Below are 12,172 nucleotides of genomic sequence, written 5' to 3'. Positions count from 1 at the left end.
GTCGCTGACTGGCACTACTGGCATGATCAAGGTTACGCGTTCTGACATCCAGAAAGCCGTCGCACTGTCGCTGTGGGATCTCGCTCACCTCGTCCTGATCTCTCGCAGCGTAGTCGGTCCCGTACTAAATTCCAACTTCTGACGGGTTACGCTGACGGATACGACCTAAGGGAACCGTCAGACCCCGGTGCGTGACGCAATTGTCATGTCCGCCATCTATAACGAAGCGACGGTCATCGCTTTCGTGGCGCGCCCTGCCGCTGCTTGCTCGGATCCGGCGTGGTCCCAGTTACCCGGGAACGGTCAACGATCGTGCCGTTAATGAAACAAGCGAATGATGCCCGGATCTCGGGCGATGGAGGAACCCATGTATTCCTTGTTGCCAATATTGGGTCCAGACCCGGATGCCCCAGTGAGCGCGGAAGCATACTCTTTGGGTAATGATGGTCAGGTAGCCGGAACCACATTTGTGAACTTCGAGGGACCATCGTGGCCGGTTGGCGCGCAATGGCTAAACGGTTGGCTCACCTCTACGCTTCCGCCTCCGAATCACACCACCCTCTGGGGTATCAACGACGGCCTTGTCGCTGTGGGCAGCACGACAACAAACAACTACCCAACCGAGTCCGCCATCGTCGTCGACACGGGGAATGTGACCGACCTCTCGGCCCTGATCGGCCCGAACTCATGGGCGGCCGATGTTAACGATCAGGGACCCGTTTGCGGCGGCGGCACTAACGGAGAGGGTTTCCTGTACAGCGTGCCCGCAAACCGTCTCGTTGACACCGTTCCGACGCTTAATCTTGCCGTAATCAACAACCCGGGGGAGCAGTTGGCTTCAATGTTTCCTGGAAGCCAGCGGTATATATCGTTGCGAGCGGCACCACAAAGATGCTGGATGCGTTGGAAAGCGTGTACGGCATCAACGACACCGGGATAGCTTGCGGGGCAGCCGGCACGCCGCCCACGTACAACGCCGTTCCGGGAACGTGCGACACACGGCAGGCGACGCCGGTCTTTCAGACTATCCCGCTGCCCGCTGGAGCAACTGCGGGTACTGCAATGGCAATCAACAACAGTGGCGACGTAGTCGGCAGCTGCGTGTTTGACGATCCGTCGTTTAACAACGGCTTTCATTTTGGAGCTTTCCTCTATCAAAACGGGACGACGACGCTTCTGGACACGCTGATTTCGGATCCTGGATCAGTAAGTCGCGCGCGGCAGGACGGCGCTTGCGGTCCGCCATCCGAAGGATCAGCGTCCAAGACGTCCAATATACGGATCCCGTAATCAACGGTCCCGACGTGCATGCGCGGTTAGGGATCGGATACCTGCCCTTGCGCGTAGGTCGTGGAATGCACTCACTGTCATATGTGCGGCTCAGGTCGGGATGTGACGGGATTTGCGATACCCACCGGGCCTCAGAGCCTGGAGATCGTCCACCGGAGCGCATTGTCTCAGCCGTTTCTCCCACTCGATAGTCACAGAATAGAAGGCTTCATGTACGAACTGACTCGAGCCAATGAAGCGCACCTGCATGACCTCGCGGAACTGGTCAGCACAACAGGCGCTTATAGAAAAGCGGTGGTTGAAAACAAGATGAGTGTGAGTTATCAGGATTGGATGGATCGCTTTTTGCTCCCACCGTTGATCCAATTTTCCTGGGTCCTCCTCGATAACAGCCGCCATGATCGCGTAACGGGAATTCTAATTTGTGGCCCTCTGGCTAATATTAGCCTGAGGCCTGATTTGAGTGGCCATCTGTCCGACACGATTGTCGACGAACTCGTGGCACCGATTCGCGAACTGGACATACCTGATGGATTTTTCATCCATTCGCTGGCAGTCCGTCCCGACATGCCAGGAAAGGGGCTCGGCAGGAGGCTATTCATCGAAGCGGAGTCGCTTGCGAGCCAGAGCGACTGCACGGACAATCTGTCGCTTACCGTCTGGTCGAATGATGTAAAGGCAATCAGGTTGTACCACTCCATGGGCATGATTGTGACCGATCTTGTCAAAACAAAAGTCGCCACCTTCCCGCCGTTGTTACTGATGGAAAAGACCCCTAAATTCCTGACTTACGAAGAGTTGTGCGCGTGACCGCGTTACCGCTCTTGTTGCGATACTGCGCGCCGGTTCGTGCGGTTCGCCGTCGAGCCTCGACACTCGTCGGGATTAGGCCAACGAGTGACGTTTCGCGGCGACTCGACAGGTGTTTGACGACCCTGAGCCGTCATTCGAACCGGCATTGGGTCAATGGCCGCTTCCGAGTGCGGAGCCGCCGCTCGAATAGTCACCTACGGAGATGGCGAACGGCGGCTAGAGTGGGACGAGTGGCGCGTCCTTTGTCTTCCGGGTACGTCCGTCACACCTTCATACCGATACGGTGCAGCCGGACGCCTATCTGTCCAATATCGGCTGCCCACGTCCGATACAACGCGCGCATCGCTTCCAGAACGCGAGTGGGCCGTTGTTCGACATCGGCGCGCATTGCCTCGACAGCATGGTAGAACGCTGGGCCTACTGCGAGTTGTCCGCGAAACTGCGGCAGTTGCCCCTCGTCCAAAATCCGGGCACTGCGCCCAATCCGCGGGAAACAGATCAAACTTGGAATGTCCGCGTGTCGCATGATGAGCTGGTATCGCCAACAGTGGCCAGGTGCGCGTCCAGCCGGTACGAGTTCGACGCTGGATCTGATCGGATCTTCTCCAACCAGAAAGTCATGGACCGTTGAAACCCGCTCCGGCGCATTGCCTGCAAGGAGCACATAGGGCTCGACGGTCGTCACGGGGCGCTTCGCGCCAGTCAAACGCTCTCGGTGTACGGATGTAAGCCCGAAGACTGCCATCAGACGTGACATTGCCGCGTCGGACAAAGTCGTCTGCCCGGCAAGATAGGAATCGAGCTCAATCTTTGCCACGCCTACGCGTTTCGCAACTGCGAGCGACGGTTCCGGCCAGCAGCCGAGCAACGCGGATATGATTTCGCGAGCGCCATCTTCGCGCAAAGTGACCACCTGCGGAAAAGCCAGATTTTGACCCGGGATCTGCTGCCCGTCAGGATAGCCACCCTTCCCCGGGATGATCGCGACATTTGCTTCCTCGACGGGCGCAAGCGTGCCCGCGAAGGCTTTCCTATCAGCAATCATCCCTCGGACCTGAAACCTCAGGCTCACGTTGCGCAGGAATCGCAGCGCACCTTGCTCCCACGTTGTTCTCAGGTGACGTTTTGAGGCATCGATATTCACAACCGTATTTCCTTCAACAATTTGAACCGGTATCCAATCCCTACGAATACAACGAATTGGCCGTGATGTACGTCCTGTCGGTCAATACGGGCTGGCCACAGGCCGCAATGGACGAGACCGTCGTGACGGGTGGACACAGGTTCACTGTTGCGTTCGGCTGCAGTGTCGTCTCGATATGTCAATCATCGGGGCGAACGCGGTCTACGACCATCCCCGAAACGGGGGAGCGAGGAAACGTGGAACGCTAGAGCCACAGTCGTTATGGGGTGCAATCGTAATAACAAACGGCAAAGGCCGCGCGAGCATCGCCGATTTTTCGATTTGATACTGGCCTCCAAATCATTCAGAAATGGCCTGATTTCGTCCTGCCTTGACTGCCGCTTTCAAAACCGTCCAGTCAGCCTCTTTCTGTTGCGCATAAGCGAGTGCGAATCGTTCGATGGCCCCCACGAGGCGAATCGCAGCATCCACCAGCTCATCACGATCGAACAGTGCGGTGCGACCTCTTCGAACGGCCGGCTCTCGGTTTGGAGCAGCCGCTCGCAGAACGGATCTGCAGACGGGCGAGTGGCAGCAACTGGCCGGTCAGCGACCACTCGCTAACCGGCCTGACAACCTACACCTCCGTCTGTTCGGCCATTTCAAGTGCGTCATCTACCTCGATGCCGAGGTATCGGACTGTACTTTCAAGTTTCGTGTGACCGAGCAACAACTGAACAGCCCTAAGGTTCTTCGTGCGACGGTAGATCAAAGACGCCTTGGTCCGGCGCATCGTGTGGGTACCGTAGGCAGTGTCGTCAAGGCCGATTGACGCGATCCACCGATGAACCAGCCGGGCATATTGCCGTGTCGACAAGTGCGGAGAGTCGTGAATTCTGCTCGGGAACAGGAAGTCGGTTGCGTGCAGGCCGCATGCCTTATCCATGCCGCCACACTCTCGCGAGTCTGTTCGGTAATCTCGAACTGTACAGGCCGTTGCGTCTTCTGCTGCATGATCATCGCGCGGCTGGCGACGTGCTCCCCGTGACAAACGTCGCGCACGCGCAGCTTCGTCAAATCACAAGCGCGGAGCTTGCTGTCGATGCCGAGATTGAACATTGCCAGATCCCGCACGCGGGACGAAAGCTGCAGGCGCACGCGTATCGCCCAAATTTCCTTCAGCTTCAGCGGTGGCTTCTGGCCGGTTAATCTCCCTTTATTCCACGGTACTCGCGTCGGGACTGTGTCGGTTGACGTGCTCATGACAATCTCCTTTCCGTTGAAGGGAGATCCAGTCTGCGTCTGGAACAATGGGCGCTACCCGACCCTGAGCAGCCCTCCGAAGTCAGCGCAGGTCAATGGCTGCTGCAAGCAGTCTTCCGGCCGTCGACGCGGGTCGAATTTCCCGGGTCGACAGGACCGCGCCGCGTCCGCGCAATCGCAGTAATTGCCTAAAGAACAAACGGTTCGGCTCGCCTTTGTAGGCATCACTCGCGCTATTCGTGTTGACCTCACCTCCGGCTACGCGCAATGTTGCGATTCAGACTCAAGGAACATGCTGACGGCAACGTTCGCGTACCGCTGCTCGATCCAATGGCCGCGCCGGCCTTGCGCGCCTGAGCGACCGATGTTCACACCGCTGATCCGGGGCGTCACATGAAGTGTCCGCGCTGTGCGCACGAGTGTGCGCAGTCTGCGAAGTTCTGCGAGGAATGCGGGTTGCCCCTGCACCTCGCGTGTCGTGCGTGCGGAGCATCGCTTACTGCTTTCGATTCCATTTGTGCCGCATGCGGGATGGCTGCCGGCGGCGACGTCGCATTGGCCGAAGACCGACGCGAAGCAACAGCCTTATTCGCCGATGTTTCCGACTATACGACGCTGTGCGCGAGAAGCGATGCGGAAGAGGTACAGACGATGCTCGACCGCTTCTACGCAGCGATGGAAACGGTCGTGACGCATCACGGCGGCCATGTTCTGAACCGGATGGGCGACGCAGTGATGGCGGTCTTCGGCGCGCCCGTCGCCCACAAAAATGATCCCGAGCGCGCCGTTCGCACCGCCCTTGAAATGCACGCAGCGGCGTCGGAAATTGCAGACTGCGAGGGGCGACCGCTAGAACTACACATCGGCGTTGCTCGAGGCGAAGTCGTAGCCACCAGGGTCGACAGCGGAGGCCAGTCGAAATGCTCCGTCACCGGCGAGATCGTGAATCTCGCCGCACGTCTCCAGGCGCTAGCCAAACCGGGCGACACCCTGATCTCCGAGGAGATGTATCGGTCGGTTTCGACTTTGGTGGAGGCCGACCATTACGGCACGCATGCCGTCAAAGGATTCCCGGTTCCCGTCTCGGTTTGGCGCGTGCGGAGTCTGAGCACAGTGTCGATCTCGCGCTCGCCCTTCGTAGGCCGAAAGATGGAGATCGGCCAGATTGCCGGCATATTGGACCGGGCGCAGTCCGTCGGAAGCGGCGCGGCAATACTCGTGCGCGGCCGCGCCGGAATCGGAAAGTCGAGGTTGATGGCCGAGGTCCGGCAGCACGCCCGTTCACGCGGGTTTGCGGTGCCGTGCGGAGACGTACTCGACTTCGGCGCTGCACGTCGAAAGGCTGCCGTGCCGGCAATGCTCGCGTCCATGCTCGGCATGTCGTGGTCGGATAAAGAGGCGACGATACGAGCGGGGCTCAAGTGCGCCATTGACAGTGAAATTGTGGTGGAGCAGGACGCACTGTTCATCGCCGCTTTGCTGGAACTGGATCTCCCGGCAGGCGACAAGGCGCTTTTCGAATCGATGGACCCCGCCGCTCGAACACAGCGCTCCGATCAGGCATTGGCAAGGACGTTAGAGCGAGCCGCCAGCAAGACCCCGGTGCTGATCACGATAGAAGATATCCATTGGGCGCCACTGCCACTGCTTCGGCAACTGACTGTTATTGCGCAAACCGTCGCCAGTTCGCCGCTTATTCTCGCGATGACCTCACGCAGCGAAGGCGGACAGCTGGACGACTCATGGTACAAGGCCCTACGAAGCGGCCCTTTGTTGCAGATCGACCTAGGTCCGTTGAGCTACGACGAATCGTGCATGCTGGCAAGCGACGGAGCCTCGCAAGGGAACGATGTCTTACAGCAGTGCGTAAAGCGTGCCGAGGGCAATCCGCTGTTTCTCGAGCATCTGCTTCGCGCGTCGCGCGAGAGCGACATGGCGGCCGTTCCGCCCACGGTCCAGAGTCTGGTGCTCGAACAGATGGACCGTCTCACCTCCGGCCAACGGATGGCTTTGCAGGCAGCGTCCGTCATTGGGAGGCACTTCGCGTCGGCTGACTTGCACGCGATCACGAACGATCCGGCCGATCATTGCAAAGCGCTTGTGCAGGCGGAGTTAATTCGGGCCGATGGCGACGAATTTCAGTTTACACACGCGCTGGTGCAGGAAGCGATTTATGGCTCGGTGCTCAAGAGTAGGAAGCGCTCGCTGCACCGGAAGGTGGCGCTGCGCATCGGCGATGGAGACCCGGTGCTGCGAGCGGAACACCTGGATCGCGCAGAGGACCCGGACGCCGCGCGCGCCTATTTACTGGCCGCAAAGGACGGGATGCAGCATTTCCATCCCGAAGCGGCGGTCGCGCTTGCTCAACGCGGCGCGGTCCTAGCCCGCAATCCATCCGTTGCTTGCGAGCTTGCGCTTCTCTATGGCGAATTGCTCCGCGAGTCCGGCCGATTGCCCGACTCGTTAGCCGCGGACCGTTCGGCACTCAACCTTGCGACAACCGATGAACAACGATGCCACGCATTGATGGAAATCGCCGCAGGATATCGCGTGACCGGCAACATCGAAGAGGCGCTTGATGCGCTCGCTCAGGCCGATTCGCTCGCGGAAGCGCTGAGTCTGGACCTGCAGCGATCCAAGATCCACCATCTACGAGGCAGCATCTACTTCGCGCGCGGCGAAGTGCCTGCCTGCACGGCGGAGCATCGTCAGGCGCTTTGCTATGCAAAATGCAGCAGCAGCCCTGAATGTGAAGTCCGGGCATTGAGCGGGCTCGGGGATGCACAGCTCGAACAGGGACATTTGGTCCAATCGCTGCAATCGTTCGAGCGCTGCGTCTCGCTGTGTGAGGCGCGGCAATGGATCGCGATCGAGATTCCGAACCGATGCATGATCGGATATTGCCTGCAGTACGCGGCCAGGCTGGATCAAGCTGTGCAGGAAGTGCAGCGGGCGCTGGACGACGCGCGGAGGACGGGGCTCGTACCCGCGCAGGTGTTCGCGTTGTCGAGCCTTGCGACGATTCTCGTCGACGCCGGACGATTTGATGAAGCCGAGCCAGTATGCATCGAAGGTCTGTCGTTGGCTCGGTACACCGGCGCTCGCCGTTTCGAATCGGCGATTCTTCTGTCGCTGGCCGAGGTTCGACTGAGAACGGGTTCGCGTGACGATGCCGCGCGCCAGATTTATGCGGCGCTAAAGATCGCGCAAGAAACCGGCCTTGGGTACGCCGGCGCCGCAACATTCGGGATGCTGGCCCGTGCCGCACCGAACGCGCAAGCGCGGGCCGAGGCGTTGCGTGAAGGCGCGGCATTGCTTACGCAGCCTTGCCTCGCTCAATCTGTTCTGCGCTTTCACATCCACGCTATGGACGCCACCATCGAAGGCTCCGAATGGGATGACGTACTCCGTCATGCGGACGCTCTCGAAGCGTTCATGCAGTCCGAACCTTTGCCATGGGCATGTCTTCTCGTTCGACGTGCGCGCCTCGTCGCCGCTGCAGCAAATGGCACGGATGTCGCCGGCGCGCGAACTGGACTTCAATGCCTGAGACAGGAGGTGCTTGCCGCCGGACTAGGCTCGGCACTCCAGGTAATTGATGCGGCGTTGGAGCGGATAAGCGATGACACAGCAAATGGCCAACTCGCGGGGTGAGCCTGATTTGCCCACATGCGGTTGAAGCCGTTCAGCGAACGATGGCATGTGCCTGGTGGCCGCGTTTCGTCGCAACTCGCCAGCGACCTGGACAGCCGCCATCGGACCGATACCTTCGGAAGGACACAACAGTTCGGGGGTGCGCGCGCCCGAGATTTCAAAGGTGAAGGGCCCGGCGCACCCTTTATGCAGTCCCGTGAAAAGAGCGTTAGTGGTGAGCCGAAAGACATAGCCTGTCCGTTCGCGGCGCGCTAGGCTCGCGGCGACGAAAGACGGTGAGCACCGCAGCCTCGAATTCAACTGCCGGAATGCACGGGAAGTCTAGGGCTTGACGAACTTGAGCGTCATGCGATCCGATTCCCCTATTGCGGCATAGCGTGACCGGTCGACGTCGCCGCCCTCGTATGTAGGCGGCAGCGACCATACGCCGTGCGGATGGTCCTTCGTATCCTTCGCGTTCGCGTTGATCTCGCTGCGCGCAACGAGCATGAAGCCGGCCGCTTGCGCGTGCTCGATGACGAAAGCTTCAGTCACGTAGCCGGAATCAATCATTTGTTGCACAGTCGTACCCGGCCGCGCGCGATGCTCCTCGACGCCGAGTTCGCCGCCATGCTTCAACGCGCCGTAGAACGCGCGCAGGTTGGCATCGATTTGTCCGTCGTTGATCCAGTTATGGATGTTCCGAAACGTGAACACGCGGTCGAACCGGTCATGCGCGTCGAAGCCGATGAATTGACCTGCGTGCAATGTGCCGACGACAACCTTTCCATAAATCGCCGGCGCGTCCGCAAGCTTGCGGCGATAGGCGGCGTCGGTCGGGCCGTCCTCGGCGGCGAGATCGGCGGATGTGCTGAGATATTGCGCCTCGTAGAGCTGACCCGCGTCGTGCAGATAGGGCGCAAGAATGTCCGTGTACCATCCTCCACCCGGTGCAATCTCCAGCACCGCTTGAGTAGGATCGAGATCGAAAAACAACAGCGTTCCCTTCGAATGGCGATAGACGTCGCGCGCACGCGCCTTATCGCTGCGTTGCAATGCAGCGATGGCGGCATCGAGCGACGTCGTGCTGGCCCCGCGCGGTTGCGAATCATACGATGGATTCTGAGAATCCGCCGAAGAAGAAGCGCATCCGGTCAGCATGAGCGCAAAGCAGGCGGCCGCGCGCGTGACGGCGCGCGCCCGGTCCAGGCGGGTAGTTTTCATGAAATGAGTACCGGTGTGAGATTGGGGACACTATGCGCGTTTCTTCGGAAATCTGCCTCACGCAACGTCGGCCGGTTAGATCGATGCCGCCACACGCACGAAGATCCACACGGCGCGTGTCTGAGCTTGACCGGTGCATTCGAGCGTGCGAGCGAACGCGCCTGAAAAAACCTCGTCAGCGCACGCGAAGTGGTACTCGATCGGGCCCAGGAGGCGCTTGCATAAGCTTACGCCAGCGCGCGCGTTCCCTCTTCGCCGAACGCGGTTTGACATAGAAGGTCGGCCGCGTCCGGCACCAGTCGACCCACTTCGGACCTCGGAGCCGGCGCGAAGTCAACGGCAGCTTTAAAGGGTACAACGGCCATGCGCGTGGTCTTATCGCACGGCAAGCGCTCGGCGCTCATAGCGCTGAAGTACCTCGCCACCGCTCCTTTCATCGACCTTAGGATTGCCTGTCTCATACCGGCGCATGACGGGCTCACTATGACGGCTCCCTCTATATCTCCGCCAAGACTCGAACACTCGCGCCTGGACGCCTCGAGGCATCCAAAAGTATGAGCGCGCTATGCCCACGTAGGACTGCAGCGACCGTTCGTACAATGGTTTTCTTTTGGTCGTCCGTCTACCTTGATTCCATGGAGTTCGCGATTTCATTTGAGTAACAGCCATGTTAGACGTTCCGTGTGACCGGACTTATATCCGTAGCAGCGCGTACGACAAGTACACGTTCGTCCCCTGGCTGGATAAGAACGGTATCGCCGGACTGTTGACCTTAGCTTCGAGCCACATCGGTATCCAGTGAGGGGCACGATGAGCAGGAACGCAAGAGATTTGGTCCAGCTGCGTCGAGACGATCCGATGTCGGCGATAGCGACCAGCGTCTTCTACGCGGCGCATAAGAAGAACGCTGACCAAATCGCTTGACCGCCTATCGTCTGGCCGACCGGACGAAGGTCGCCAAGGCCCCGTTAATCGTGGATACCACAGGAGATTGCCATGTTCATCTATTCGATCCGTTATCGCGATGTCTGCGGCCGGTGGTCGGTTGCCTTCACACACGCCGCTTCACAGTCCGACGCTGAAGCGATTGCAACCTGCCGTTATGGCGCGTTCCATTCCGTCAGCCGTGCCGGATTGGTTCCTCGAACAACGTAGCCTGGTAGCCCGAACGGCCAAATGGGACCGGAGCGGAAATTCCAGCCCATCGCGTCGCGTACTCAGCGAATGGCTGCTTGCGAGCCCTCGGGCTCGACGTCGCATGTGACTACCTCATCCGTCCCGATACTGCACAACAAGGGATTCCCAGCCTCTTACTCAGCTTATCCTTAGGGAACCATGCTCTATCAATTGCACGAATTCCAACGGGCACTTCTGAGTCCGCTCACCGCCTGGGCCCAGGCCGCGTCGAAATCCTTCGCCAATCCGGCCAGCCCGTTTGCGTACGTTCCTGGCGCCACCCGGCTTTCGGCCGGCTATGAGCTGCTGTACCGGTTAGGCAAGGATTACGAAAAGCCTGAGTTCAACATTCACCAGATCGTCAAGGACGGCCACAACATCCCGATCGTCGAACAGACGATCATTGAAAAGCCGTTCTGCCGCTTGATGCGCTTCAAGCGCTTCGCCGATGACAGCGACGCCGTCACACAGCTGAAGGACGAACCTATCGTGCTCGTGTGCGCACCGCTGTCCGGCCATCACTCCACGCTGCTGCGCGACACCGTGCGCACGCTGTTGCAGGACCACAAGGTGTACATCACCGACTGGAACGACGCGCGCATGGTGCCGCTCGAAGACGGTCCGTTCGACCTCGACAACTACATCGCGTACATCCAGGAATTCATCCGTCACATCGGCGCGAAGAATCTGCACGTGATTTCGGTGTGCCAGCCGACGGTGCCCGTGCTCGCCGCCATTTCGCTGATGGCAAGCCGCGGCGAAGACACGCCGCGCACGATGACGATGATGGGCGGCCCGATCGATGCGCGTAGGAGCCCGACGTCAGTCAATTCGCTTGCGACGCAGCACTCGATCGGCTGGTTCGAGAACAACGTGATCTACAACGTACCGGCGAACTATCCGGGCGTCGGCCGCAAGGTGTATCCAGGCTTCTTGCAGCACACCGGCTTTGTCGCGATGAATCCGCAGCGGCACGCGGCGTCGCATTGGGACTTCTATCAGAGCCTGTTGCGCGGCGATGAAGACAACGCCGAAGCGCACCGCCGCTTCTACGACGAGTACAACGCCGTGCTCGACATGGATGCCAACTATTACCTCGACACGATCCGCGTGGTGTTCCAGGAATTCCGTCTTGCAGAAGGCACGTGGGAAGTGGCCGGCGAGCGTGTGCAGCCACAGGACATCAAGAAGACGGCGCTCTTCACGATCGAAGGAGAGCTCGACGACATTTCCGGCAGTGGCCAGACACGTGCCGCTCATGAGCTGTGCACCGGCATCCCCGAGAAGAAACGGCGTCATTTCACCGCCGAAAAGTGCGGCCACTACGGGATCTTCTCCGGCCGCCGCTGGCGCGCCATCATCTATCCTCAACTGCGCGAGTTCATCGTCGAACACGATCGGGCGCCAGGAAATGTCTTCAAAGAAGATCGGCGCGCAGAAATCGACAGTAGCGAAAGTAATAAGAGCTATCCCTGCGCGACCGTCTGACGGTCCCGCCAATTGCTGGGCAGCCTTCGGCTGCGGTCGGTGGCGCTTTCGGCGGCTCTGATGTGATGGACGACTCCCGCTACGCAGCGAGAGGTTTATGCCAGAGTGGAGCGGTCGTGACGTCCACGGCAAAGGAGCGTTCATCATGAAGATAGCGACTGT

Annotated in this window: 8 protein-coding genes and 2 pseudogenes; 7 read left to right on the top strand and 3 right to left on the bottom strand. The window is 59.7% G+C overall.

The genetic code is table 11. The features are described from left to right. The first annotated feature begins 891 nt into the window (after positions 1–891). Entirely contained in the window at positions 892–1,290 is a 399-nt protein-coding gene (locus HV744_RS35160; RefSeq protein ID WP_175153868.1) for a hypothetical protein, read from the top strand. 210 nt (positions 1,291–1,500) lie between these two features. Continuing rightward, on the top strand, positions 1,501–2,100 hold the full coding sequence (locus HV744_RS35155) for a GNAT family N-acetyltransferase (protein ID WP_175153867.1): 600 nt from the start codon (positions 1,501–1,503) through the stop codon (positions 2,098–2,100). A gap of 265 nt (positions 2,101–2,365) precedes the next feature. Here HV744_RS35155 and HV744_RS35150 read toward each other — a convergent pair whose 3' ends face one another. Together HV744_RS35150 and HV744_RS35145 are read right to left on the bottom strand one after the other, a co-directional pair. Continuing rightward, on the bottom strand, positions 2,366–3,247 hold the full coding sequence (locus HV744_RS35150) for a hypothetical protein (RefSeq protein WP_175153866.1): 882 nt from the start codon (positions 3,245–3,247) through the stop codon (positions 2,366–2,368). A gap of 616 nt (positions 3,248–3,863) precedes the next feature. Then, positions 3,864–4,489: pseudogene (locus HV744_RS35145) on the bottom strand (tyrosine-type recombinase/integrase). 393 nt (positions 4,490–4,882) lie between these two features. On the opposite strand from HV744_RS35145, the pseudogene HV744_RS38640 reads away from it, so the two are divergent. Together HV744_RS38640 and HV744_RS35140 are read left to right on the top strand one after the other, a co-directional pair. After that, positions 4,883–5,008: pseudogene (locus HV744_RS38640) on the top strand (double zinc ribbon domain-containing protein); the annotation flags it as partial. 12 nt (positions 5,009–5,020) lie between these two features. Beyond that, positions 5,021–8,143 carry an adenylate/guanylate cyclase domain-containing protein gene (locus HV744_RS35140; RefSeq protein WP_175153865.1) on the top strand — a complete coding sequence of 1,041 codons (3,123 nt, stop codon included), beginning with the start codon at positions 5,021–5,023 and terminating at the stop codon, positions 8,141–8,143. Between the two features lie 321 nt (positions 8,144–8,464). On the opposite strand, the gene HV744_RS35135 is transcribed toward HV744_RS35140, so the two are convergent. Next, positions 8,465–9,346 carry a class I SAM-dependent methyltransferase gene (locus HV744_RS35135; RefSeq protein WP_175153864.1) on the bottom strand — a complete coding sequence of 294 codons (882 nt, stop codon included), beginning with the start codon at positions 9,344–9,346 and terminating at the stop codon, positions 8,465–8,467. Positions 9,347–10,013: 667 nt separating this feature from the next. Between HV744_RS35135 and HV744_RS38165 the strand changes: the two genes are divergently transcribed. From HV744_RS38165 to HV744_RS35125, 3 genes are all read left to right on the top strand, one after another. Further along, entirely contained in the window at positions 10,014–10,148 is a 135-nt protein-coding gene (locus tag HV744_RS38165; RefSeq protein WP_281363697.1) for a hypothetical protein, read from the top strand. Between the two features lie 194 nt (positions 10,149–10,342). Continuing rightward, positions 10,343–10,501, top strand: a complete 159-nt coding sequence (locus HV744_RS35130) for a hypothetical protein (protein ID WP_175153863.1) — start codon at positions 10,343–10,345, stop codon at positions 10,499–10,501. A 180-nt stretch (positions 10,502–10,681) separates the two neighbouring features. After that, on the top strand, positions 10,682–12,010 hold the full coding sequence (locus HV744_RS35125; protein ID WP_175153862.1) for a polyhydroxyalkanoate depolymerase: 1,329 nt from the start codon (positions 10,682–10,684) through the stop codon (positions 12,008–12,010). Positions 12,011–12,172: the final 162 nt, after the last annotated feature.

The organism is Paraburkholderia ultramafica (assembly GCF_902859915.1).
GTDB classification, from domain to species: domain Bacteria; phylum Pseudomonadota; class Gammaproteobacteria; order Burkholderiales; family Burkholderiaceae; genus Paraburkholderia; species Paraburkholderia ultramafica.
The sequence above is the reverse complement of the archived record's forward strand: the minus strand, read 5'-3'. Positions and strand labels throughout refer to the sequence as shown.